Source organism: Enterobacter cloacae complex sp. HYC033_NIDB (genome assembly GCF_056673335.1).
On the sequence record NZ_CP115123.1, the window covers coordinates 1,167,070 to 1,190,042 of the forward strand.

Below are 22,973 nucleotides of genomic sequence, written 5' to 3' on the forward strand. Positions count from 1 at the left end.
GGCATCAAGCCGCACAGTTCTGCGTTATTTCGTCACCAGAATCGAATCCACCAACTTGAATTCAGGCGTTTTTTCCAGCGGGATGACTTTCCCGGTTTTCGCGGCATCCACCATTAATTTCAGGCCGGTCGCCCCGATGTCCGCCGGGTTTTGTGCGACGGTTGCCGTCATCTGACCGGCTTCGACCATCTTACGCGCCTCTGGAATACCATCGGTGCCGACCACCAGCACTTTGCCGATTTTACCGGCGTTTGCCACCGCCTGTGCCACGCCCATCGCCATGGTATCGTTCGCGCAGTAGAAGGCTTTCAGATTCGGGTTTCGTTGCAGCACGTTGGTTGCCACATCCAGAGCTTTAATGCGATCCCAGTCAGCGGGCTGGCTGGCAACCAGCTTAATTTGGTTTGCTTTTTTGAAGGCTTCTGTTGCGCCATTGCGGCGCGCCTCGCCCGATGCGTTACCGGCTTTACCCTCAATGATTGCGACTTCGCCCCCCTCCGCACCAAGTTTATTGATAATAAAATCGGCCCCTTTTGCGCCGACGGCCACGTTGTCCGTTGTGACAAACCCCTCTACATTGCCACCTGCTTTTTTCAGGTTATCCATATCGATTTTTTCATCGAGATTCACCAGATAGAGACCTTTCTGCCAGGCGCGCGCGACGGGCATGACCAGATTCACGGAGGAGAGTGGGGCAAAAGCGATACCCTTGTATTTTTTATTACTCAGATCTTCGAACAGCTGTAGCTGGGACTGAAAATCCCCTTCTGACGGCGAGGCAAAAATATCAACGCTTACTCCCAGGGTTTTGGCTTCATCTTCAATCCCTTTCTTCATATCCACCCAGAATGGATTGGAGAGCGTTTTTAATACCACCGCATATTCCGCAGCAGCAAACGCGCTGGTGGATAACATTAAGCCCATAGCGGCGCCGCTGAAATATTTCAGATATTTATTCATAGCAGTGTTCTCAATGTAGGGTATGTTGTTGTTAATCCCGCCTGAGCAGGATTAACCTTTTAATTTACTTCAGTGCGCCAGGAGAGAAGAAATCCACAATAGCGCCGGTTTTTTGCATATTAAGTGTGGCCTGTTCGATGTTTTGTTGTGCAACGGAAACAAATAACGCATCTAATAATGTAAGCTGTAATATACGCGCGGAGGCGTTGCGCCCTAATAACGGGGTCTCTGGTGCTGGCGAACAAATAATATAATCAGCAAGTTTAGCAATCGGCGAATGGTAGCTATGAGTAATACAGATAATTTTGGCGCCGTTCTTTTTTGCTAACTCAACTGCTGCTTTCACATCACTGGTGCGGCCGGAATGGGAGACCACCAGTACCACATCCCCTTCCTTCAGCAGCGATGCCGACATCATCATAATGTGCGCGTCCTGATACGACTGGCAGCGCACGCCGATGCGTAGAAACTTATGCTGGATGTCGGCGCAAATAGCGTTAGAACCCCCCACACCGTACAGATCGCGCTGGTTGGCCTGGGCGAAGAAACGTGCCGCGCGGTGAATTTCATCCACGTTCACTATCGACTGGCCTTCCATAATGGTGCGCAGCGTAATATTGAACACTTTGTTAACCACATCCTGTGGTGCTTCATCAAAAGCGAGTTCCGCAGGTAATACTTGTTCGGATTGCGAGAAGTAGTCGACCAGCGCCGCACGCAGGTTACGGAAACCGCTAAAGCCGAGCAGTTTGGCCACTTTCACGATCATCGCTTCCGACACCATCAGCGTTTCGGCAACGTCTTTAATCGCAGGCGCGCCGCTCAGGTTACCCGGCTGGAGCAGCCAGTCGACGATACGGCTTTCGTTGTCGGTCATGCCTTCCTGCTTCATGCGCAGGTACGGTGCAAGGCCAATGCCGTTAGGCAGCTCTTTTTTAAATTCTGACTGACTCATCGCTCTCTTTTGTCCTTAAAAATGAAGACGACACTATATCACCACACTCTGGCATGAAAATATGCTGGTAACTTCACAATGCTTAGAAATTCATAAAGTTTTATTGTCTGTGAAGTTTTGAGGGGTGGTTGCTTTAGGATGCCCTTAAAAATCAATAATATAATTATGACACGTTAACGGATTTTAATGCATGCCGTAAGAAATATACCGTCATGAGAGAGTTGAAATGTCAAAGTCAGGGGTGTAGAACACGCGCAGAACTCGATGGTTTTGAGGTTTTATTGCACAACTGACCGGTCTTAAATCACAACTCCATCGAGTTCGTAAAGTTAACCCACGATGAGGTTTATTATGAAAAAGATTGCATTTGGCTGCGATCACGTAGGTTTTATGCTGAAAGAGGATATTCTGGCCCATCTGCGCGCGCGTGGCATCGACGTGGTGGATAAGGGCACCTGTTCCCCGGAGCGTACTGACTACCCGTATTATGCCAGCGCGGTTGCACAGGCTATTATCGATAAGGAGGTGGATGGCGGCATCCTGATCTGCGGAACGGGGGTAGGGATCTCCATTACGGCCAATAAGTTCCCGGGCATCCGCGCAGTGGTCTGTAGCGAACCTTATTCAGCTCAGCTTTCAAGGCAGCATAACAACACGAATGTGCTGGCATTTGGTTCGCGCGTGGTCGGACTGGAGCTGGCAAAAATGATCGTCGATGCCTGGCTAAATGCACCGTTTGAAGGGGGACGACATCAGGCGCGAGTCGATGCGATAGGGGCGATTGAACAGGCCAGGAATTGAGATTCCTCCGCTACCCCGGTTCCCTGCCATTCATTACCGTAAGGCCAGTTCACCTGCGAGTCTGGCCTTATGAAACGTTACTCTACCGCTCTGTTATTGGGTCTGCTGACTTTAACCAGCCAACTGGCGCATGCCGATGTGATTGATGATGCCATTGGCAATATTCAGCAGGCGATCAACGACGCCTATAACCCCGGCAGCAGCCGTAATGATGACGACGACGATCGTTACGATCGCAGCCGTCAAACCGACAGCCGCCAGTACGACGATCGTCGTCGACAGTTAGAAGATCGACGCCAGCGTTTAGACGAGCGTCAGCGGCAGCTGGATGACGATCGGCGTCGGTTAGAAGAGGATGAGCGCCGGTTAGAGGATGATTACGATCGGTGGTAACCCTGGTATTGCAACGCGTAGGCCGGGTAAGGCGCAGCCGCCACCCGGCAAAATTTAATCCAACACCAGCACCATCCCGTCATACCCCGCTTCAATGCCGGACGGCAGCGGGTTATTCATCATCCACACGTCAAACTGATGGCTGATATGCGTCAGGATCACCTGCGGACAGCCAATCACCCCGTTCAGCGCAATCACCGTATTCAAATCACAATGGTTGCGCGGCGTCTCCGGGCGCGGTTCATGGCTACAGTCGATAATCATCGCCTGCGGCTGATTGTTTAGCAGAAACGTCACCGTTTTATCCGGTAGCCCGGCGGTATCAGAAAGCCACGCCACACGGCTGTGGGCGGACTCCAGCAGATAGCCAAACGTGAGTTTTGAATGGTTGAGCGGCAGCGGCGTGACCCGCAAGCCCTGAAGTTCAAACATCACAAACGGCTCCACCTTGTGGCTGAAATCGAGAAGGCCCGGATGCTTGAACAGGTCGTCACAGCCTGCGTCGTCCGGCGGACCGTAAACCGGAATGGTCGCTCCCACGCCCCAGCGCAGAGGAAAAAGCCCCTGAACGTGATCCATATGATAATGGGTAAGCAAAATCTGCCTGAAACTCCCCGCGGGCCAGTCGTCCATCAGGTGTGGAATACCCGCGTCCAGCAAGGTGACCGAATCGTTGAATTTCACCGCCGCGCTACAGGGGCGACGGCGATAATTTTCCTGTAAACGCGCCCGTCGGCACGCCGCGCAGTCGCAGCCAAACACCGGCACCAGCTGAGCCCCTCCGGTTCCTGTCAGCGTGATCGTCAGACTCATAACGCACCTCTACAGCGGTTTGGTGAAGCGGAAATGGCTTTGCGTATATCCTTCACGAACATAAAAACGGTGCGCGTCCACGCGCTTCACGCTGGTGGAAAGCTCGGTCAGCTCGGCGCCTGCCTGTCGCGCGACGTCCTCTGCCCAGGCCAGCAGCTGGCTGCCCACTTTTAATCCGCGCGCCTGCGGCATCACCACCAGCTCCTGGATCTCGCCGATCCAGCGGGCGTGATGCAGGTGAAACTGCATATGCAGGCCGATCATACCGATGATCTGCCCGTCCAGCTCGGCCAGCTGGTAACGCATATTGTGATCCTGCAAGTTGGCCAGATACCCGGCGTGAAACGCCTGATGATCGAACTCGGCCTGCTTAAGTTCGCAGATCAGCGCGTAAACGATCGGCGCATCGTCGGCGGTGGCGGGGCGAAGCTGGCAGTCAGGCATGCTGTTTCTCCTTCTGGCGAATAAGCGATAGCAAGGTCTCGACTGACTGTAGCAAACTTCCGTCGTTATTGAGGAGATGGCAACCCGACGGGGTGTAGCGCGCCGCCCGTTCCAGCCGCTGGTCGATCTCGCGCGCGTTTTCGCGTCCCCGCTTTTGCAGCCGGCTACGCAGAACGTCCGGGGAAACCTGCAAACAGACCGGGAGCAGCGCCGCTTCGTACCGGGCGCGAGCCTGCGGGAGATGCGCCCGCGAGCCGTTAACCAGTACGTCGAACCCCGCATGCAGCCAGAGGTCAATCTCAATACCGACGCCATAGTAGTAACCGTTGGCATGCCAGCTCAGCGCCAGCAGGTTTTGTCCGGCACGGGTAAAAAACTCCTGCTCGCTCAGGGCGATATGGTTCTCGCTTCCGGCGTTGGCATCGCGCGTGATATAGCGGTGCGCGACCAGCAGCTGTGAATGTTCCCGCTGCCGTAACGCCGACAGCAGGCTGTCCTTCCCGGAGCCGGACGGGCCCATTAACCAGATGAGTCTTCCCATCAGAACACCCTTTTTCCCTGACGCCAGACGTGGTCGATATGAATGTGCTCGCCCTTACGGTGGGCGAGCACCAGATCGGCCCGTTTCCCCTCGGCAATTTCACCGCGATCGTGAAGATTAAGCGCGCTGGCCGGGTTTTTCGTCACCAGGCGAATCGCCTGTGGCAGCGTGAAGCTGTTGTTCTCGTCGTCCGCGACGCGGAAGGCCGCGTCCAGCAGGCTGGCGGGGTAATAGTCAGAGGAGAGGATATCCAGCAGGCCGAGCGAGGCGAGCCTGCTTGCCGCCACGTTGCCGGAGTGCGATCCGCCGCGCACGATATTTGGCGCGCCCATCAGGACGTTCATGCCGTGCTTACGCGATGCCTCTGCCGCTTCAAACGTGGTGGGAAATTCAGCTATCACGCTGCCAAGCTGGTGGGATTCGCGCACGTGATCGTGCGTGGCGTCGTCATGGCTGGCCAGGGCAATATTACGGTCCCGGCACATCGCGGCAATGGAGAGGCGATTCGGCTGCGACCACTGGGCCGCCAGCTGGAGCTGCTCTTCTTCGTAGCGCGCCATCTCCGCGTCGTTGAGCGAATATTTGCCCTGATAGTATTCGCGATACTTTTCAATGTTGGCGAACTGGCGCTGCCCCGGCGAGTGATCCATCAGGGAAACCAGCGAGACCGGCTCGCGGCCCACCAGCTTCTCAAACAGCGGCAGGGTGGTGTGGTGCGGCAACTCGCAACGCAGGTGCAGGCGGTGCTCGGCGCGGTTGAGGCCGCGCTTTTGCGTCTCCTCCACGGCGTTGATCATCTTCTCCAGATTCTCCAGGCGATCGCCGCCGTCGCGCACGTCGCCAATCGCCACCGCGTCCAGCACCGTGGTGATGCCGCTGGCGACCATCAGCGCGTCGTGGCTGCTCATCGCTGAATGAGCAGGCCAGTCCACCTTTGGGCGCGGGGTGAAGAATTTATCGAGATTATCGGTATGCAGCTCAATCAGCCCCGGCAGCAGCCAGCCGCCTTCGCCGTCCATCGCTTCAGGAGTGCGGCTCCGGGTTTCGGCAAAGGCGCGGATGACACCGTCCCGCACCTCAACCGAGCCGTTCACGACCTCATTTTCCAGCACCAGCCTGACATTATTGATAATCATACGTTTGTCCCCATCGGGTGCAGTCTGTCCGCCACGCGTTGGCGTACGGCGTCGTCGTGGAAGATCCCGACGATCGCCGCGCCGCGCGCTTTGGCCTGTTCGATCAGTTCCATCACCGCTGCGCTGTTCTTACTGTCGAGCGAGGCGGTGGGTTCATCCAGGAGTAAAATCGGGTAATCGACGATAAAGCCGCGGGCGATGTTGACGCGCTGCTGCTCGCCGCCGGAAAAGGTCGACGGGGCGAGGTGCCACAGACGCTCCGGTACGTTGAGGCGCGTCAGCAGGCTGGCGGCTTTAGCGGCGCAGGTTTCGCGCGGCACGCCGAGATCCAGCAGGGGTTGCATGACCACGTCCAGGGCGGAGATCCGCGGGATCACTCGCAGGAACTGGCTGACCCAGCCGATCGTCGAGCGGCGCACTTCCAGCACTTTGCGCGCGGGAGCCTGAACCAGATCGACCCATTCATTGTTATGGCGAATATGAATATGGCCTTCGTCCGGCAGGTAGTTGGCATACAGGGAGCGCAGCAGGGTGGATTTTCCGCTGCCGGAATGGCCATGCAGCACCACGCATTCGCCGTTGCTGACCTCTAACGAGGCATTTTGCAGTACCGGCAGGCGCACGCCGTTTTGCTGGTGGAGCACAAAGGTTTTACTTACGTTTTGTACGTGGATCATTTTGGCCTCGCGATTCGTTTTGCCGGGTGGCGGCTTCGCCTTACCCGGCCTACAAGGTGCGGTGTTCGTAGGCCGGGTAAGCGCAGCGCCACCCGGCAACCGCGCCCTCAGTTCTGCAATACGGACGACACCAGCAGCTGGGTATACGGATGATGGGGATCGTCGAGCACGCGGTCGGTTAACCCACTTTCCACCACCTGACCCTGCTTCATCACCAGCAAGCGGTCCGCCAGCAGGCGCGCGACGCCTAAATCGTGGGTGACAATCACCACCGCCAGGTTTAGCTCCACCACCAGGCCGCGCAGCAGGTCGAGCAGGCGAGCCTGCACGGAGACGTCCAGCCCGCCGGTCGGTTCATCCATAAACACCAGCTTCGGATGGGTGACGAGATTGCGGGCAATCTGTAAACGCTGCTGCATGCCGCCGGAGAAGGTGGTCGGCAGGTCGTCGATGCGCGAGGCGGGAATTTCAACCTCTTCCAGCCAGTGCTGCGCCGTGGCGCGGATGTTGCCGTAGTGGCGCGCGCCGGTGGCCATCAGCCGTTCGCCGATGTTGCCCCCCGCCGACACCTGGCGGCGCAGGCCATCCATCGGGTGCTGGTGCACCACGCCCCACTCGGTGCGCAGCAGGCGGCGGCGATCGGCTTCACTCATGCCATACAGCGACACGCCCTCATACAAAATGTCGCCATTCTGCGGCGTCAGGCGCGCGGAGATGGACTTCAGCAGGGTGGTTTTACCGGAGCCGGACTCGCCGACAATGCCCAGCACTTCGCCCGGCCACAGCTCAAACGACACGTCGCTAAAGCCTTTGCCCGGCGCATAAAGGTGAGTCAGGTTATTAACCGAAAGCAGCGGTTTCATTGGCTGTTCGCCTCGCTCTGTTGGCGGCAGTAATCGGTGTCGGAGCAGACAAACATCCGTTTGCCCGTGTCGTCCAGCACCACTTCATCCAGATAGCTATGCTTCGAACCGCAGATGGCGCACGGCTCGTCCCACTCCTGCACCGTAAACGGGTGATCGTCAAAATCCAGGCTCTCCACACGGGTGTACGGCGGTACGGCGTAGATGCGTTTTTCACGTCCGGCGCCAAAAAGTTGCAGGGCGGGCATCATGTCCATCTTCGGGTTATCGAATTTCGGGATCGGCGACGGGTCCATCACGTAGCGGCCGTTCACCTTCACCGGGTAGGCGTAGGTGGTGGCGATATGGCCGAAGCGGGCGATGTCCTCATACAGTTTGACCTGCATGATCCCGTACTCTTCCAGGGCGTGCATGGTGCGGGTTTCGGTTTCCCGCGGCTCAATAAAACGCAGCGGCTCCGGGATCGGCACCTGGAAAATCAAAATCTGATCTTCAGTCAGCGGGGTCTCCGGAATGCGGTGACGGGTCTGGATCAGCGTCGCGTCTTCGGTTTTTTCGGTAGTATTAACGCCCGTTACGCGCTTAAAGAAGTTGCGGATCGACACGGCGTTGGTGGTGTCGTCTGCCCCCTGGTCGATGACCTTAAGCACGTCCGCTTCGCCGATCACGCTGGCGGTGATCTGAATACCGCCGGTGCCCCAGCCGTAGGGCATTGGCATTTCGCGGCCGCCGAATGGCACCTGGTAGCCGGGGATCGCCACTGCCTTCAGGATGGCGCGGCGGATCATGCGTTTAGTTTGTTCGTCCAGATAGGCAAAGTTGTAGCCGCTTAAGTTAGACATTGGCGCGCTCCCGTTGCAGGCGTTTCAGCAGTTCCAGTTCGGCCTGGAAATCGACGTAGTGCGGCAGCTTGAGGTGCGAGACAAAGCCGGCGGCCTCAACGTTATCCGCGTGGGCCAGCACGAACTCTTCGTCCTGTGCCGGGCCTGCAATATGCTCGCCGTAGTCCGGCGCCTGGAGCGCACGGTCAACCAGCGCCATCGCCATCGCCTTGCGCTCGCTCAGGCCATACACCAGCCCGTAGCCGCGGGTAAAGTGCGGATCTTCATTCTCTGGCGCGACAAAACCGTTGACCATTTCGCACTCGGTCATCAGCAGTTCGCCGATGTTCACCGCAAAACCCAGCTCTTCCGGCACGATTTCAATGTCGATATAACCGCTGCGGATCTCTGCCGCGAACGGGTGGTTGCGCCCGTAGCCGCGCTGCGTGGAGTAGGCTAGCGCCAGCAGATACCCTTCGTCACCGCGCATCAGCTGTTGCAGGCGGGACGAGCGCGAACAGGGATAGACCGGCGGCGTGCGGGTGATGTCATCCGGTGTGCTGCCGGTGTCCTCTTCCGCCTTCGCCAGCCCCTGGTTTGCCAGCAGGCTAAAGACGTGCGGGGAGGCGTCTTGTTCAGCGTCAGAGACGCTGAGCTGCGGTGTTTCACCGTTCGCCAGCAGAGTGAAGTCCAGCAGGCGATGGGTGTAGTCGTAGGTCGGACCAAGCAGCTGGCCGCCAGGAATATCTTTGTACACCGCAGAAATACGGCGCTCTAATCGCATTTCCGCCGTATTCACCGGCTCGCTAACCGCCAGCTTCGCAAGCGTAGTGCGGTAAGCGCGCAGCAGGAAGATGGCTTCCACGTTATCGCCGCTGGCCTGTTTCAGCGCCAGCGCCGCCAGTTCGCGGTCCGCGATGCCGCCTTCGGTCATCACGCGGTCGACGGCCAGGTTTAACTGCTGTTCAATCTGGGCGACGCTCAGCTCGGGAAGGGCGTCATCCCCCCGGCGTCTGTGCGCCTGCAAGGCATGGGCGGCAGCGATCGCCTTCTCGCCCCCTTTGACGGCAACGTACATCAGCACACCTCCACGTGAGTGGTTCGCGGGATCGCCAGCAGGCGCTCGCCGCAGGTCAGGATCAGGTCGATACCGAGCGGGAACGGATGCGGGCGCTCGGTCAGCTCATGAATGATGCACTCCGGCAGCTGGGGGGCGACCATCCGCTCGTCGGCAATCCCTGCACCCGTCAGGCGCAGCATGCGGCCACCGCTCAGGCTGGAGACCTGCAAAATCAGCGTAGCGCTGGTTTCTGGTGCGACGGCGCTGCCTTCGCTCAGGGCGTTAAGCTGTTCGTGGCTGATTTGCTCGTCGGCCACGGCGAAGACCGCCTGCTGGGGCTGCTCGACCAGCGGCGCGTTGGTGTGAAAGCGCAGGTTCTGGCTGGCGATATCGTTCAGCAATGCGCCTGACAGCCATACCGGGGTGTCGTTGTCCGCCAGGGTCAGCAGCACGCTGGTCGAGGCGAGGTTCAGCGGCAGCCAGCCCTGGGAGAGCTGGTGCAGCGAGACAATGACGCCCGGCTCGCTCATGGCTTTCAGCAGGCGACGGAAACTCTGTTGGGCATCCTGGACGGCCAGGGTAAAAGCAGGTTGAAGCGTCATGCGTTGTCTCCGCGAACGAGCGTAAAGAAGTCGACCCGGCTGGTATTCACTTCGGCCTGACGCGCGGCAAGGCGTGCGGCGCGGTCGGCTTCCAGCGGGGCAATAAGGGTTTCCATTAACGTCTGAAAATGCGGCTGTTCCTGTAAAAGCGCGTCGATCGCTGCGCAGCGCTCGGCGTGCGTTTTGTCGCGCCCAAGTACGTAGCCGTAGCCCAGCGTGCCGCTTTTCAGGCGGATCACCGCGCGGGTGAGGGTGGCATCGCCGGCGAAGAAGCGCTCGCCGGTGCCGCCCATGCGTGCCTGGATCTGCACCAGGCCGATCTCCGGCGCGCGGATCGTGTCGTAGTCCGGCGTCAGGCCGAGCGTGCTCATGCGGGCAGCCAGCGCATTAGGCTGGCTGTGGGTCAGCACGCGCATCCAGCGCTGACGAGTGGAGGTGTCGAAGTGCATTCAGTGCTCCATGGTAAATTCAATCATGTCGGCGCGGGTCAGGCTGACGGAGTATTCCGTTGCGTTGACGTCGCCGTCACGGTGGTTGAGGGTGCGCACGCAGAGCAGCGGGGCCATGTTGGGGATCTCCAGCACCTTGCTCTCTTTCGCCTGCGCGCGGCGGGCGCTGATGCGCGTCTGGGTGCGTTTGAGCGCGATACCCGTCGCGTCCTGAAGAAAATCATGCAGGGAACCGCTGGCGAAATGTTGCAGCACGAGCCAGAGGGTGAGGTCCGCGAAGTAGTGGTCGATCTGACAGACCGCCACGCCGTTCACCCGGCGCAACGTGCGCAGGTGAACGACGTTGTCGCCCTCCTGAATCCCCAGCGCGTCCGCCACGTGGCGGGAGGCCGGGCGCAGGACTGACAGCAGCTTTTCGCTGGTGGGGTGGCTGCCCTGATCGAGCAGGTTCTGGCTAAAACGCGCCTGGGCATTGAGCGGGTAGTCGAACGGGCGCATCAGCACCAGCACGCCGACGCCCTGACGGCGCTGGACCCAGCCGCGCTCCACCAGTTGATCGATGGCGCGACGCAGGGTGTGGCGATTCACTTCGTAGCGGTCGGCAAGCTGCTGCTCGGCGGGCAGGTAGTCTCCGCAGCGGTAGTGCGTGCGCAGCTCCACTTCGAGCTTTGCCGCAATCTCTTGCCAGCGGGTGGGGTAACTGGTCGGATGTCTGGATAAGTGCATACAAATCAAAGCCTCGCTTCTCAGATGAAGTGCTTACGCAAACGTTGAGAGAGGAAATCCAGCAGGCTGACGGTGACGATGATGAGCACCATCAGGGCGCAGGTTTGCTGGAACTGGAAACCACGAATGGCTTCCCACAGGGTGACGCCAATGCCGCCTGCGCCCACCATGCCGACCACGGTGGCGGAGCGAACGTTGGACTCGAAGCGGTACAGGGAGTAGGAGATGAGCAGCGGCATCACCTGCGGCAGGACGCCGTACAGGATCTCTTCGATTTTGTTCGCTCCGGTTGCGCGGATGCCTTCCACCGGGCCGGGCTCGATGGCTTCAACCGCTTCGGAGAGCAGCTTGGAGAGCACGCCGGTGGTGTGGATGAACAGCGCCATCACGCCCGCGAACGGACCCAGGCCGACGGCGACCACGAACAGCATCGCAAAGACCATTTCGTTGATGGCGCGACAGGCGTCCATCAGGCGACGCATCGGCTGGTAAACCCACCACGGCACGATGTTTTCGGCGCTCATCAGGCCAAACGGAATGGAGAGGATCACGGCGAGGGCGGTGCCCCAGACGGCAATTTGCAGGGTGATCGCCATTTCACCGAGGTAGTCCTGCCACTGGCTGAAGTCCGGCGGGAAGAAGTCGGCGGCGAAGGTCGCCATGTTGCCGGAATCTTTGAAGAGCAGCAGCGGATCCATCTCCGCGCCCTTCCAGGAGATAACGAGCACCGCCAGCAGAATGGCCCAGCTTATGAGCGAGAACCAGCTGCGCTTTGGCGGCGGGAGGGTGATGGTTTGCATGTTGGCTCCTTTGGGTTTAGTCCCCTCTCCCTTGAGGGAGAGGGTTAGGGTGAGGGGGAAATGTGCGTGCTGATGCCCTCACCCCGGCCCTCTCCCACAGGGAGAGGGAGAAAAGCGTTACTGCACCGCTTTATTCACGCTGGTCATGGCGCCGAGCGCGGCGGTCAGGCGGTCGAGATCGTCCAGTTGCGCCTGAATTTCCGACACTTTGCTGGTCTTCTCTTCTTCCTTCAGACCTTTGTTGTCCTTCACGCCCTGCATCTGCTTGAACAGCGCCAGCTGGCGAATCGGCACCAGCTGCAAATCGCTGGACGCGCGGAACGGCGCCCAGCCCAGACGTGCCAGAACCGCTTTCTCTTCCGGCGTTTTGCCGTAGTTCATAAAGAAGTCGTAGACCTTGTCCTTGGTGTTCTCAGAGAGGTTTTTGCGCCACACGATCGGGTCGCCCGGGATCAGCGGTGATTTCCAGATGACCTTGATTTCCTTCAGCTTGTCCGGCGCGGAGGTCTTCAGCTTGTCGAGGTTTTCAGTGTTGTTGGTGGCGACGTCAACCTGCTTATTCGCCACGGCCAGGGCGTTGGTTTCGTGGCTGGCGTTGACCGTGCGCTTAAAGTCGCTGGCGGAGACGTTGTTTTTCGCGAAGACGTAGTAGCCAGGGACGAGGAAGCCGGAGGTGGAGTTCGGGTCGCCGTTACCAAAGGTCAGCTCTTTGCGTTTGGCGAGCATGTCGTTGAGGTTGTTGATCGGGCTGTCTTTGTTCACGATCAGCACGCTCCAGTAGCCCGGGGAGCCGTCTGCCGCAACGGTCTGGGCGAAGACCTGGCCGTTCGCGCGATCTACCGCTTCCATAGCAGAGAGGTTGCCATACCAGGCGATGTCGACTTTGTTGAAGCGCATTCCCTGAATGATGCCCGCGTAGTCCGGGGCGAAGAAGGCGTTCACTTTGATCCCCAGTTTGGTTTCCATATCTTTCAGGAACGGTTCCCACTGCGGCTTCAGGTTTTGCTGTGATTCCGTTGAAATGATGCCAAAGTTCAGCGCTTTTTCCTGTTCCTCTGCGTAAGCAGGGCTTAGCAGGGTGCTGATGCTGAACATGCTGGTGAAGGCCAGCGCGGCAACGGCTTTGTAGTTCATGTCCATTCCTCGTTATGGGGACGTTAAGCAGCCTGCGCGCGCTCTTCGACGCGGTTTACGCTGCGGTAGAGATGATCGAAACGTTCGTTATCAAACTGGTGGCTTGCGCCATCGAAGAACACATGGCCCTGACGCAGGGCGACGATGCGCTCGCAGTAGCGCAGGGCGTAATCCACCTGATGCAGCGTCACCACCACGGTGATGCCGTCGTTCTGATTGATGTCGCGCAGGGTTTCCATCACGATGCGGGCCGATTCCGGGTCCAGCGAGGCGATAGGTTCATCGGCCAGAATGATTTTGGCTTTCTGCATCAGGGCGCGGGCAATGGCGACGCGCTGCTGCTGTCCGCCGGAGAGCGTGGAGACGCGCTGGTGGGCGAAATGCGCCATGCCGACGCGGGTCAGCGCCTGTAGGGCTTCTTGCTTCTGGGATGGGGAGAACCAGCGCAGGCAGGTGCGCCAGAACGGGGTGCTGCCGAGCGCGCCTATCAGCACGTTCTCGAGCACGGTCAGGCGGTTCACCAGGTTGAACTGCTGAAAGATATAGCCCGTCTGAGCGCGGCTTTTGCGAATATCGCTCGCCAGACGCCCCGCATGTTGCACGGTGTTACCCAGCAGTTCGACGCGGCTTTCCGGCGTTTTGTCACAGGTAATCAGGCCGCTCAAGTGACGAAGAAGGGTGGATTTACCTGAACCAGACGGCCCCAACAGCGCCACCATTTCGCCCTGCTGGACGGTCAGATCAACGGCATGCAGCGCCTTGTTGTGATGGAAGGTTTTGCTCAGTTTCTCGACGCGAATGACAGTTTGCATGTGCCGGGCCTCACGATAAATGTGGCCTCATGCTGGCGCATCAATATGACATTTGGGTTAAGTCTCGGTTGCGGGAATTTGAAGAGTTGAGGGGAGTTTGATGACAGGCGGAGGCAGACTGCCCACCGCCCGAAAATTAGTGCTGCTGCTTAACGACGTTAATCATCCACGGCACGCCGTATTTGTCGGTGACTTTCCCGAATCCGTGCGCCCAGAAAGTCTCCTGCCAGGCCATTTCCACATTGCCGCCATCAGAGAGGTTGTCGAACCAGCGTTTGCCTTCATCCACGTCCTGCGTGTCGAGCACCAGCGTAAATCCGGCGTACTGCGCGCTGCTGCCGGGTGGCAGACCATCGCTCATCATGATATCGCTGCCGGCAATGCGGACGTTAGAGTGGGCGATGGCGGTATCCGGGAAGTTCATGCCTGACGGACAGCCTTCTTCACTGTTTTCGTCTTTGGGCATTTCGCCGAAGGTGATTTTGTAGAGGAGCTCTGCGCCGACGGCCTGCTGATAGAAGGCGGTCGCCTCCGCACAGTTGCCGGCGAAAGAGATGTAGGGACTTAACGGCATAATCTTTACCTCACGTAAGAAAAGCCCGTTAAGTGTAGTTCCCGAACGCCCGGTAAGCGAAGCGTCACCGGGCGGGACAATCAGTTCTTTTTCACGAACTCAGATTTCAGTTTCATCGGACCGAAGCCGTCAATTTTGCAGTCGATATTATGATCGCCTTCAACCAGACGGATATTTTTGACTTTAGTGCCGATCTTCAGCATAGAGGAGCTGCCTTTTACCTTCAGATCTTTCACAACGGTAACGCTGTCGCCGTCTGCCAGCAGGTTGCCGTTTGCGTCTTTCACGATCAGCGCATCGCTGTCCTGTGCAGGCTCCGCATCGTTCCATTCATGGGCGCATTCCGGGCAAACGAACATGCCATTGTCTTCATAGGTGTATTCAGAATTGCATTTCGGGCAGTGTGGAAGTTGCATGTTGGTATCCTCAAAAGTGTTAACACGCTGGAAAACGCCAGCTAAATGACGGCAGTGTGCCGAAAAAGGCAGCGAGTATAACGCAAATCCCCACTTTTGTCGGTGATATTGTTTTATAAAAATAGCGCATAAATGCGCAAGCGATGACACGAACTGTCAGTGAATTAAGGGAATCTTAAGCCCTGAACGGCAGAGATCGTAATCATGCTAAATGTATCGAATATTTTATTACAGCAAATTGCTACGCTGTGCCATTTCGGATAAGGTGAAGGAACAAGCCGTTATTTATCTATCCTCTTCTGACGCCATACATCTTTTGGCGCCAGGGAATACCTCTCTTTTTTGGTGGGTAAATAACGATGATATATCCTGATGTTTCCTGAAAATGCGTTTTGTCTATTCACTTTTGGCTTTCTGGCCAGGGGATGTTTTACACGTATTACGAGGGTGGTTTTTAAATTCTCATTATCTTCAGTTAGTTGTATTAAATGAACATGTTTTCCATACGTGATCATATAAGCCTGAAAAGTATAATTAAAACATGTGGCTTAATAAAAGTAATAAATTTGCGTTAAGGGAAGGCTTTTATCATGCACACACAGACCATATTTGAATTAAGCCAGGAAGCTGAACGTTTGTTACAGCTCGCGCTGAACAATCTTGATTCATTAAAATCTATGCCGATTGCAAAGCTGGATAGCACAACCGCTGCCATGAGCGGCGTTAATAACAACGTTTTGCCATTACATTTTAGCGCACGGGGTGTCGACGCTCAGCAGGCGATGCTGAATAACGAATTACGCAAAATAACCCGCCTCGAAATGGTGCTGGCGATTGTGGGTACCATGAAAGCGGGAAAATCGACCACCATTAATGCGATTGTGGGCACGGAGGTGCTGCCGAACCGCAATCGTCCGATGACGGCGCTTCCCACGCTGATCCGCCATACGCCGGGCCAGAAGGAGCCGGTGCTGCATTTTTTGCACGTATCGCCCATCGATACCCTGATTACCCAGTTGCAGAAAAAACTGTGCGATAAAGATCGCGGCAAGCTGGCGCGGCGTCTGGAAATCGACAAGGACATGAATACGCTGCTGGAGCGCATAGAAAGAGGTGAGGCGTTTGAAAAACATCACCTGGGCGCGGAGCCCATCTTTCATTGTCTGAAAAGCCTGAACGATCTGGTGCGGCTGTCTCAGGCGCTGGGCGTGGAGTTTCCGTTCTCTGAGTATGCCGCGATAGAACATATTCCGGTGATTGAGGTGGAGTTTGTGCATCTCGCCGGTCTGGATGCGCACCTGGGGCAACTGACGCTGCTCGACACGCCGGGGCCGAACGAGGCCGGTCAGCCGCACCTGCAAAAAATGCTCAGCGAGCAGCTGGCGCGCGCCTCCGCCGTGCTGGCGGTGATGGACTATACACAGCTTAAATCTATTTCTGATGCGGAGGTTCGTCAGGCAATTTCGGCTGCCGGCAAATCCGTGCCGCTTTACGCCCTGGTCAACAAATTCGATCAGAAAGATCGTAACAGCGACGATGAAGAGCAGGTGCGGGCGATGATTTCCGGCACGCTGATGAAAGGAAATATTTCTCCGGGGCAAATTTATCCGGTCTCTTCCATGTGGGCCTATCTGGCAAACCGCGCCCGCTATGAGATGAACGTTCATGGGCGCCTTCCCAATCATCAGGATCAGCGTTGGGTACAGGATTTTGCCGAGGCCGCGCTGGGCCGCCGCTGGCGAACGGCCGACCTGGACGATATTGACCATATTCGCCATGCGGCGGATCTGCTGTGGGAGGATTCGCTGTTCGAACAGCCCATCCGCAAACTGATTTACGCGGCTTACGCCAACGCCTCGCTGTTCGCTTTGCGGTCGGCATCGCATAAGCTGCTGAACTATGCGCAAAATGCCAGAGAATACCTGGATTTTCGCCATCAGGGACTGACGGTCGCTTTTGATGAGCTGGAGCTGAATATTGCGCGTCTGGAAGAGGATATGACGTTGCTGCGTCAGCGGCAGAGCGTGGTGAGCGATGAGGTCCAGCATGAAGTTGAAGAGGCGCTCAACACAACGGATGCATTCCTGCTTCGCCAGAAAGGTGAACTTCACCAGGCGCTGGGCGACATTTTTAGCCGCCCGTCTATTCTTGATTTAGCAGGGCGCGAGCCATCCAGTTTGCGTGCAGACGACGCGGATGCAATCCAGCAGCTGGTGCTTGACGATGAAGGGCAGGCGCAGATTGTCCTGAGCAAGATTCGATCGTCATGCGAGCAGATTATGCTGAATGCGCAGAGCAGAATTGGCCGGGAGCTGGCGTTACGCTTCGATCAGCTGGAGTCTACGCTTGCCCGATCGTTGAATGAGGCGATGCGCCCTATCGAGACGCGAATCAAGGAACAGCTCAGTCATGCCGGATTTCGGGCGCGGATTAGCTTCCCGGCGTTTCAGGCAAACCAGCTTAATTTCAATACGCGCGGCTTATTTAATGATGCCATTGTGCAGGACACCCCTCCCGCCAGTCAGCCAGCCGGGGCAGGCAGCGTACGTAATACCGTCTCGCGCTGGCTCAATAATCCCGGCTGGGGCTGGGAAGAGTATGTCGTGACGCGCACACGCTATGTCATCGACATCGTTCAGCTTCATGGCAAATTTACGCAACATATCGATCAGTTTTGCGATCAAATACGTAAAGCTTTGGCCGCGCAGGTCGATGTCTCTGTTACGGCAGGTATGGCAACGTTCTTTGCAGAGTTTTCGTTGTGCCTGACCGGGTTACAGGAAAGCTTGCGTGATAGCCTTGCCGTGCGGCAGCAGAATGAACATTCAACCCGGGCGCTTAGCCAGTTGTTGAAGCAAAGTATGACTACTGCGGCGTGGATTCAGGAAGATACCCGACTGTTACGCGATGATATTCAAACCTTATTCGCGGCAGAGCAACCATGACAACACAGCTACTGGACGGTCCCGGGCGGACGCTGGAGTGTATTCACCCAAAATTTATGGTCGATTTGGTCCAGGGGGCGGACGCTGCACGTCACTCCCTCCTGGGGCCACAGCAACTGCAATTTCGTGAGCGTTTGACGCAGGAGATCATTACGCAGACCCGGCTGCGGCCGTGGGCAATGGCGGGAATGCTCAACGAAAATGCAGCGCTGCGGCTGGGTCTGGCGGAGAAACTGGCCGGTATGCTCGACCCCGGACACCTTGCGCTGACCCGTATGTCCGACAGGCTGGTAGCCCTGCGCCAGCAGGTGAATCCACGCCTCCCTCAACCGCCCGGATTGTTGCAACAGTACGAAGAGCTCTCCTCACATTTCAACCAGCGTGCCGCCTATAAAGAGAAAGCGCTCGCGCAGCGCGGCCTTACGGTTCAGGCGGGTGAGCACAGTGAGCAAATTTTTACCCGCTGGCGAGCCGGGCAGTATGACGGCTGGTCGCTGGCTGGCCGCTGCTTTATCGTGCTGGAAGAGTTGCGCTGGGGGGCGTTTGGCGATGCCTGTCGTCTGGCGAATAGCGATGTGGCGGCCATGCTGAAAGATAATCTGCGCAGCATGGCCGCAAACTATCTGGCACAGGGAATTAATGCTTCTCCCACCACCCGGCATTTTTACCATCAGTGGCTGACGACGCCCGCTTCTCCCGGTCTGATTGATTATAAAGATATGCTGGGCTGGCTGGGGGACTGGTGTCAGGCGGATAAACATCCGGTGAGCTGGTCAGTGACGCAGAGCTGGCAAACGGTCGCGCTGGGAATGCCGAGACTCTGTTCGGCAAAACGGCTGGTGGATGGCATGGTGGAAGAGATATTTGGTACGTGATTGCCCCTCTTTTTAAGGAGGGGGCGAAAGGGTTAGTGGTGCATTTCTACCGCTTCAGGTTCTGTCCGGGACTCAGGCACATGCCCAAAGCGTCTGGCATACAGTGCCGTGATGACAGGGACCAGAATTGCCGTCACAATCACGCTGGCGGCAACCAGAGCCGTGGCGGAAGCGGCCACGGGTTCAAAGGCCGGGTTAATCTGGGCGATAATCACCGGGTTGGCTACCGCAGCGCCTGCGGCCGAAGAGGCGGCCACGCCCGCGGTTCCGTTGCCGCCTCCGATGACGCGGTCTGCAATAATCAGTGGAATACCCGTGATGACGATGACGGCAACACCCAGCACAATGCCCAGCAGGCCGGTTTCCAGAATCACGTTCAGGTTGATGGTATTGCCCAACGCGAAGCCGAAGAACGGGATCAGTACCGGGGTGGCTTTGCTGAAGAAATCACGCAGATCGTGATCGAGGTTGCCCAGCGCAAAACCAATCAGGAACGGCAGGATCGCCCCGACAAAATGGTGTGGTTCAAAAGAGGCAAGGCCGGCAGAACCCAGAATCAACATCGTCATCAGCGGACCCGACTCCAGGGACATCAGCACGAACGCGCCCGATTCTTCTTTGGTGCCATATTGATTCATCAGGCTGGCATAGAGACCGCCGTTGGTCATATCCATTGCTGAGACTATGGCCAGAACAGATAATCCGGCGAAGAAGCCGGTCTGAATTCCATTCTCCGGAATGAACATTGCACAGATCATGGCAACAACCCAGGCGACCGCAATTTTAGTAATGACCAGCGTCCCTGATTTACGTAATACCGTACCTGTTGCACGCAAGTTAATAGATGCGCCGATGCAAAAGAACCAGACTGCCAGAATCGGTACCGTTCCGGTAATCATACCTTTTGTAAAACCGCCAAAATAAGCACCGGTATTCGGGGCCAGCGTATTTAATATCGCGCCAAGTACCAGCGGGACCAGCATCATCCCGCCCGGGATGCGTTCTATTGTTGCTTTAATCTTCATCATTAACCCTCACATCTCGTCCGCATGGCTGGCGGAAAGCTCAAAAAATAGATCAACAAATTCAAAAGATTGCCTTTTTTAGGGCCAATCGATTCGTTATTTATGCTGTAGAGCGAAATTCAGGTGTTCAGCATTCCTTCATTTGAAAGCCGCTGGGATATCGTGTTCGGATTTATCATGCGATCTTTGGAATTGTGATTCAACGAAAATAAAACGCTGTTTTAGTTATCTTCGTCACATATTGAATGTAAACAGGATTGCCCACTGTTAATAATTGAATTTTGTGTAAATTCGCTGTGAAAAAATGTGCTTGCATTTTGTTTGGGGAGGAATAATAACGGGCGTTAAGATCTGTTTGATAAGGGGGTTTAGAATGACCTTATTTATCGTGAATTGACAAAAGCTGAAGGCAACTTACGAACAGGAAAAATAAGTGTGAAGTTGATCACATATATAAACGCTGGTAGGGTAAAAAGGTCTTTAACTGCCCAGACAGGCGTCAACAGGTTCGGTTGTATTGAGGTAAAACGTCAATGTAAGTAAACCTGCTACGCTTGAATAAGGAGATTCGCATGGAGCGGATCTCTGGTTCACAGCTTGCAAAATGCGCTGTGAAACGGACGGGGCTGAGTCTACGAGGAAAGCTATGCTTAGAAGGAAAAAAGTAAAACCCATCACGCTGCGCGATGTCACCATTATTGATGACGCGAAACTGCGCAAAGCGATTACAGCGGCCTCGCTCGGTAATGCGATGGAGTGGTTCGATTTTGGTGTTTACGGCTTTGTGGCCTATGCACTTGGTAAAGTGTTCTTCCCTGGTGCCGATCCCAGCTTGCAGATGATTGCTGCGCTGGGTACGTTCTCCGTTCCCTTCCTGATTCGTCCTCTCGGTGGCCTTTTCTTCGGCATGCTGGGTGATAAATATGGTCGCCAGAAGATCCTGGCTATTACCATTGTCATCATGTCGATAAGTACATTCTGTATCGGCCTTATTCCGTCGTATGCAACTATTGGTATATGGGCGCCGATTCTGCTGTTGATCTGTAAGATGGCGCAGGGCTTCTCCGTTGGTGGCGAATATACCGGCGCATCGATTTTTGTCGCTGAATATTCTCCGGACCGTAAACGTGGCTTTATGGGCAGCTGGCTGGACTTTGGTTCGATTGCCGGTTTTGTCATGGGCGCGGGGGTTGTGGTTCTGATCTCAACCGTAGTGGGTGAAGAGAACTTCCTTGACTGGGGCTGGCGTATTCCGTTCTTCCTGGCGCTGCCGCTGGGCATCATTGGGCTTTATCTGCGTCACGCCCTGGAAGAGACGCCTGCGTTCCAGCAGCACGTTGAAAAGCTGGAGCAGGGTGACCGTGAAGGGTTACAGGATGGCCCGAAAGTGTCGTTCAAGGAGATTGCGACCAAACACTGGCGCAGCCTGCTGACCTGTATTGGTCTGGTGATTTCCACCAACGTCACCTATTACATGCTGTTGACCTACATGCCGAGCTACCTGTCGCATAACCTGCACTACTCGGAAGACCACGGTGTGCTGATTATTATCGCCATCATGGTGGGTATGCTGTTTGTGCAGCCGATTATGGGTCTGCTGAGCGACCGCTTTGGCCGTAAGCCATTCATTATTCTCGGCAGCGTCGCCCTGTTCGCACTGGCAATCCCGGCCTTTATTCTGATTAACAGCAATGTGCTGGGGCTGATTTTCGCCGGTCTGCTGATGCTGGCGGTGATCCTCAACTGCTTCATCGGGGTGATGGCTTCTACGCTGCCGGCAATGTTCCCGACGCATATTCGCTACAGTGCGCTGGCGGCAGCCTTTAATATCTCCGTTCTGATTGCGGGCCTGACGCCGACGCTTGCTGCTTCACTGGTGGAGAGCACGCAGAACCTGATGATGCCTGCTTACTATCTGATGGTCATTGCGGTGATCGGCCTGATTACCGGTATTACCATGAAGGAGACGGCGAATCGTCCGTTGAAAGGGGCAACGCCTGCGGCGTCTGATATTCAGGAAGCGAAAGAGATCCTGCGTGAGCACTACGATAATGTAGAGCAGAAGATTGAAGATATTGACGCAGAGATTGAGGCGCTCCAGACAAAACGCTCTCGCCTTGTCGATCAGCATCCGCGAATTAACGAGTGATAAAAAAACCCGCCGCTGGCGGGTTTTCTTTTATTAGCATCCTGCGGCAATATAGTCGCCGCCGGCGCTGACGGGGATCACCGTAAGGAACAGGATCGTCGCGAACAGTATCAGAACAACCCCTCCGGCAATTTTGACCATCGGCATTACCCAGTTCAGGGACGTGCCGCCGCCAAACCAGGTTACTGTGCGTTCACGCGCGTAACGTACTGCCAGCGACAGCCCCATAATCGACAGCGCCGTGCCCAGCGACATTGTCATCACAGCAGCAATCCCCCAGCTAATAATACCGAGCGCATTCGAGAACATCAGGATCATAATTGCCCCGCTGCACGGGCGTGCGCCAATGGCCAGCACCACGCCCAGACGGGTTTTCCAGTCGCTTTTAGTCAGATCCACCCCTACGCCGTGATGGCAGCAGCCACAGCGTTCATTATGCTGTTGAAGCGGCTTGATGGCGCTAATCGCCATTTTGCGCGGACGCAGGCTGCTGAGCGCCTGATAAATGATAAACGCACCGAAGACGGCAATCAGCACGGCGCTGATTTTCTCGACGTACCAACGGCTGGTGCTGATATCTCCTGACGCGAGGTTCAATCCAACCGCCAGGATAAAGACAAAGACGATCGCGCTGACGCCCTGCATCATGCTACCGATAAACGGTACGACGCGCGCCGCGAGCTGGCTCTCTTTATTGGTGGTGAGATACGTGGTGACGATAAATTTGCCGTGCCCAGGTCCAACGGCATGGAGTACACCATAAAGAAACGCACCGGTTAACAACCATAGCCCACCGCTGTACTGATGATTATTAAGTTGCAGCAGATACATCACCAGATATCGGTGCAGGGTGATCTGGGTGGCGAGGCACCACTGAATAAAAGCATTCCAGTGCGTATGCAGTGCAAAACCTGCCATAAGTAACACCAGCACGGCGAGCCCGGCGGTTGGGATACGCCAGTCACGTTGAAGTCGTTGTGTCGTCATGAGGTTGGCCCGCGA

General features: G+C 56.4%; 25 protein-coding genes. 5 read left to right on the forward strand and 20 right to left on the reverse strand.

Translation table 11 applies throughout. The features are described 5' to 3' along the window. Positions 1-24: 24 nt before the first annotated feature. Together alsB and O1721_RS05515 are read right to left on the reverse strand one after the other, a co-directional pair. Positions 25-960 carry a D-allose transporter substrate-binding protein gene (gene alsB, locus O1721_RS05510; protein ID WP_015570212.1) on the reverse strand — a complete coding sequence of 312 codons (936 nt, stop codon included), beginning with the start codon at positions 958-960 and terminating at the stop codon, positions 25-27. Between the two features lie 64 nt (positions 961-1,024). After that, complete coding sequence (locus tag O1721_RS05515; protein WP_015570213.1) at positions 1,025-1,915, reverse strand: MurR/RpiR family transcriptional regulator; 891 nt, start codon at positions 1,913-1,915, stop codon at positions 1,025-1,027. Between the two features lie 351 nt (positions 1,916-2,266). On the opposite strand from O1721_RS05515, the gene rpiB reads away from it, so the two are divergent. Together rpiB and yjdP are read left to right on the forward strand one after the other, a co-directional pair. After that, a complete protein-coding gene (gene rpiB, locus O1721_RS05520; RefSeq protein ID WP_023295775.1) occupies positions 2,267-2,716 on the forward strand; it encodes a bifunctional allose-6-phosphate isomerase/ribose-5-phosphate isomerase RpiB in 450 nt (149 codons plus the stop codon). Positions 2,717-2,785: 69 nt separating this feature from the next. After that, complete coding sequence (gene yjdP / locus O1721_RS05525) at positions 2,786-3,109, forward strand: DDRRRQL repeat protein YjdP (RefSeq protein WP_017382647.1); 324 nt, start codon at positions 2,786-2,788, stop codon at positions 3,107-3,109. Between the two features lie 54 nt (positions 3,110-3,163). Here the strand turns inward: yjdP and phnP are convergent, their stop codons facing one another. The 16 genes from phnP to O1721_RS05605 form a co-directional block, all read right to left on the reverse strand. Further along, the gene (gene phnP / locus O1721_RS05530; protein WP_045324478.1) at positions 3,164-3,922 is read right to left on the reverse strand and encodes a phosphonate metabolism protein PhnP; all 759 of its coding nucleotides are present in this window, start codon (positions 3,920-3,922) and stop codon (positions 3,164-3,166) included. A 9-nt stretch (positions 3,923-3,931) separates the two neighbouring features. Then, positions 3,932-4,366 carry an aminoalkylphosphonate N-acetyltransferase gene (gene phnO, locus O1721_RS05535; protein WP_015570217.1) on the reverse strand — a complete coding sequence of 145 codons (435 nt, stop codon included), beginning with the start codon at positions 4,364-4,366 and terminating at the stop codon, positions 3,932-3,934. Further along, positions 4,359-4,910: a ribose 1,5-bisphosphokinase gene (gene phnN / locus O1721_RS05540; RefSeq protein ID WP_032104477.1), complete on the reverse strand. Its 552-nt coding sequence runs from the start codon at positions 4,908-4,910 to the stop codon at positions 4,359-4,361. Before phnN ends, phnO begins: the two co-directional genes overlap by 8 nt. After that, positions 4,907-6,043, reverse strand: a complete 1,137-nt coding sequence (gene phnM, locus O1721_RS05545) for an alpha-D-ribose 1-methylphosphonate 5-triphosphate diphosphatase (protein WP_015570219.1) — start codon at positions 6,041-6,043, stop codon at positions 4,907-4,909. Before phnM ends, phnN begins: the two co-directional genes overlap by 4 nt. Beyond that, positions 6,040-6,720 (reverse strand): phosphonate C-P lyase system protein PhnL, encoded by a 681-nt coding sequence (phnL, locus tag O1721_RS05550; RefSeq protein WP_017382651.1) that lies wholly within the window; start codon positions 6,718-6,720, stop codon positions 6,040-6,042. The genes phnM and phnL overlap by 4 nt, the downstream gene beginning before the upstream one ends. 107 nt (positions 6,721-6,827) lie before the next feature. Then, positions 6,828-7,583 (reverse strand): phosphonate C-P lyase system protein PhnK, encoded by a 756-nt coding sequence (gene phnK / locus O1721_RS05555; protein WP_015570221.1) that lies wholly within the window; start codon positions 7,581-7,583, stop codon positions 6,828-6,830. Next, positions 7,580-8,425, reverse strand: a complete 846-nt coding sequence (phnJ, locus tag O1721_RS05560; RefSeq protein WP_023302939.1) for an alpha-D-ribose 1-methylphosphonate 5-phosphate C-P-lyase PhnJ — start codon at positions 8,423-8,425, stop codon at positions 7,580-7,582. Before phnJ ends, phnK begins: the two co-directional genes overlap by 4 nt. Further along, on the reverse strand, positions 8,418-9,482 hold the full coding sequence (locus O1721_RS05565) for a carbon-phosphorus lyase complex subunit (RefSeq protein ID WP_032646905.1): 1,065 nt from the start codon (positions 9,480-9,482) through the stop codon (positions 8,418-8,420). Before O1721_RS05565 ends, phnJ begins: the two co-directional genes overlap by 8 nt. Beyond that, on the reverse strand, positions 9,482-10,066 hold the full coding sequence (gene phnH, locus O1721_RS05570; protein WP_003860219.1) for a phosphonate C-P lyase system protein PhnH: 585 nt from the start codon (positions 10,064-10,066) through the stop codon (positions 9,482-9,484). The genes O1721_RS05565 and phnH overlap by 1 nt, the downstream gene beginning before the upstream one ends. Beyond that, entirely contained in the window at positions 10,063-10,515 is a 453-nt protein-coding gene (gene phnG / locus O1721_RS05575) for a phosphonate C-P lyase system protein PhnG (protein WP_032646907.1), read from the reverse strand. The genes phnH and phnG overlap by 4 nt, the downstream gene beginning before the upstream one ends. After that, positions 10,516-11,241, reverse strand: coding sequence for a phosphonate metabolism transcriptional regulator PhnF (gene phnF / locus O1721_RS05580; protein WP_032646910.1), 726 nt, complete (start codon positions 11,239-11,241; stop codon positions 10,516-10,518). Between the two features lie 20 nt (positions 11,242-11,261). Further along, positions 11,262-12,041: a phosphonate ABC transporter, permease protein PhnE gene (gene phnE, locus O1721_RS05585; RefSeq protein ID WP_032646912.1), complete on the reverse strand. Its 780-nt coding sequence runs from the start codon at positions 12,039-12,041 to the stop codon at positions 11,262-11,264. A 117-nt stretch (positions 12,042-12,158) separates the two neighbouring features. Beyond that, positions 12,159-13,175 (reverse strand): phosphonate ABC transporter substrate-binding protein, encoded by a 1,017-nt coding sequence (phnD, locus tag O1721_RS05590; RefSeq protein WP_032104778.1) that lies wholly within the window; start codon positions 13,173-13,175, stop codon positions 12,159-12,161. A 23-nt stretch (positions 13,176-13,198) separates the two neighbouring features. Further along, entirely contained in the window at positions 13,199-13,987 is a 789-nt protein-coding gene (gene phnC / locus O1721_RS05595; RefSeq protein WP_003860210.1) for a phosphonate ABC transporter ATP-binding protein, read from the reverse strand. Between the two features lie 136 nt (positions 13,988-14,123). Then, on the reverse strand, positions 14,124-14,561 hold the full coding sequence (yjdN, locus tag O1721_RS05600) for a VOC family metalloprotein YjdN (RefSeq protein WP_032104775.1): 438 nt from the start codon (positions 14,559-14,561) through the stop codon (positions 14,124-14,126). 80 nt (positions 14,562-14,641) lie between these two features. Next, positions 14,642-14,977, reverse strand: coding sequence for a zinc ribbon domain-containing protein YjdM (locus O1721_RS05605; RefSeq protein WP_003860206.1), 336 nt, complete (start codon positions 14,975-14,977; stop codon positions 14,642-14,644). Positions 14,978-15,567: 590 nt separating this feature from the next. On the opposite strand from O1721_RS05605, the gene crfC reads away from it, so the two are divergent. Continuing rightward, positions 15,568-17,922, forward strand: a complete 2,355-nt coding sequence (gene crfC / locus O1721_RS05610; RefSeq protein ID WP_032646914.1) for a clamp-binding protein CrfC — start codon at positions 15,568-15,570, stop codon at positions 17,920-17,922. Beyond that, positions 17,919-18,797, forward strand: a complete 879-nt coding sequence (locus O1721_RS05615) for a diguanylate cyclase regulator RdcB family protein (RefSeq protein WP_015570229.1) — start codon at positions 17,919-17,921, stop codon at positions 18,795-18,797. Before crfC ends, O1721_RS05615 begins: the two co-directional genes overlap by 4 nt. Before the next feature lie 32 nt (positions 18,798-18,829). Here O1721_RS05615 and kdgT read toward each other — a convergent pair whose 3' ends face one another. Beyond that, positions 18,830-19,822 carry a 2-keto-3-deoxygluconate transporter gene (kdgT, locus tag O1721_RS05620; RefSeq protein WP_017382657.1) on the reverse strand — a complete coding sequence of 331 codons (993 nt, stop codon included), beginning with the start codon at positions 19,820-19,822 and terminating at the stop codon, positions 18,830-18,832. Between the two features lie 646 nt (positions 19,823-20,468). On the opposite strand from kdgT, the gene proP reads away from it, so the two are divergent. Further along, entirely contained in the window at positions 20,469-21,971 is a 1,503-nt protein-coding gene (gene proP, locus O1721_RS05625; RefSeq protein WP_015570231.1) for a glycine betaine/L-proline transporter ProP, read from the forward strand. 33 nt (positions 21,972-22,004) lie between these two features. On the opposite strand, the gene O1721_RS05630 is transcribed toward proP, so the two are convergent. Continuing rightward, positions 22,005-22,958, reverse strand: a complete 954-nt coding sequence (locus O1721_RS05630; protein WP_032620763.1) for a nickel/cobalt transporter — start codon at positions 22,956-22,958, stop codon at positions 22,005-22,007. Positions 22,959-22,973 lie beyond the last annotated feature (15 nt).

Coding starts and splice junctions, on each gene's coding strand:
- alsB (WP_015570212.1), bottom strand. CDS start 960: ATGAATAAATATCTGAAATATTTCAGCGGCGCCGCTATGGGCTTAATG.
- O1721_RS05515 (WP_015570213.1), bottom strand. CDS start 1,915: ATGAGTCAGTCAGAATTTAAAAAAGAGCTGCCTAACGGCATTGGCCTT.
- rpiB (WP_023295775.1), top strand. CDS start 2,267: ATGAAAAAGATTGCATTTGGCTGCGATCACGTAGGTTTTATGCTGAAA.
- yjdP (WP_017382647.1), top strand. CDS start 2,786: ATGAAACGTTACTCTACCGCTCTGTTATTGGGTCTGCTGACTTTAACC.
- phnP (WP_045324478.1), bottom strand. CDS start 3,922: ATGAGTCTGACGATCACGCTGACAGGAACCGGAGGGGCTCAGCTGGTG.
- phnO (WP_015570217.1), bottom strand. CDS start 4,366: ATGCCTGACTGCCAGCTTCGCCCCGCCACCGCCGACGATGCGCCGATC.
- phnM (WP_015570219.1), bottom strand. CDS start 6,043: ATGATTATCAATAATGTCAGGCTGGTGCTGGAAAATGAGGTCGTGAAC.
- phnL (WP_017382651.1), bottom strand. CDS start 6,720: ATGATCCACGTACAAAACGTAAGTAAAACCTTTGTGCTCCACCAGCAA.
- phnK (WP_015570221.1), bottom strand. CDS start 7,583: ATGAAACCGCTGCTTTCGGTTAATAACCTGACTCACCTTTATGCGCCG.
- phnJ (WP_023302939.1), bottom strand. CDS start 8,425: ATGTCTAACTTAAGCGGCTACAACTTTGCCTATCTGGACGAACAAACT.
- O1721_RS05565 (WP_032646905.1), bottom strand. CDS start 9,482: ATGTACGTTGCCGTCAAAGGGGGCGAGAAGGCGATCGCTGCCGCCCAT.
- phnH (WP_003860219.1), bottom strand. CDS start 10,066: ATGACGCTTCAACCTGCTTTTACCCTGGCCGTCCAGGATGCCCAACAG.
- phnG (WP_032646907.1), bottom strand. CDS start 10,515: ATGCACTTCGACACCTCCACTCGTCAGCGCTGGATGCGCGTGCTGACC.
- phnF (WP_032646910.1), bottom strand. CDS start 11,241: ATGCACTTATCCAGACATCCGACCAGTTACCCCACCCGCTGGCAAGAG.
- phnE (WP_032646912.1), bottom strand. CDS start 12,041: ATGCAAACCATCACCCTCCCGCCGCCAAAGCGCAGCTGGTTCTCGCTC.
- phnD (WP_032104778.1), bottom strand. CDS start 13,175: ATGAACTACAAAGCCGTTGCCGCGCTGGCCTTCACCAGCATGTTCAGC.
- phnC (WP_003860210.1), bottom strand. CDS start 13,987: ATGCAAACTGTCATTCGCGTCGAGAAACTGAGCAAAACCTTCCATCAC.
- yjdN (WP_032104775.1), bottom strand. CDS start 14,561: ATGCCGTTAAGTCCCTACATCTCTTTCGCCGGCAACTGTGCGGAGGCG.
- O1721_RS05605 (WP_003860206.1), bottom strand. CDS start 14,977: ATGCAACTTCCACACTGCCCGAAATGCAATTCTGAATACACCTATGAA.
- crfC (WP_032646914.1), top strand. CDS start 15,568: ATGCACACACAGACCATATTTGAATTAAGCCAGGAAGCTGAACGTTTG.
- O1721_RS05615 (WP_015570229.1), top strand. CDS start 17,919: ATGACAACACAGCTACTGGACGGTCCCGGGCGGACGCTGGAGTGTATT.
- kdgT (WP_017382657.1), bottom strand. CDS start 19,822: ATGAAGATTAAAGCAACAATAGAACGCATCCCGGGCGGGATGATGCTG.
- proP (WP_015570231.1), top strand. CDS start 20,469: ATGCTTAGAAGGAAAAAAGTAAAACCCATCACGCTGCGCGATGTCACC.
- O1721_RS05630 (WP_032620763.1), bottom strand. CDS start 22,958: ATGACGACACAACGACTTCAACGTGACTGGCGTATCCCAACCGCCGGG.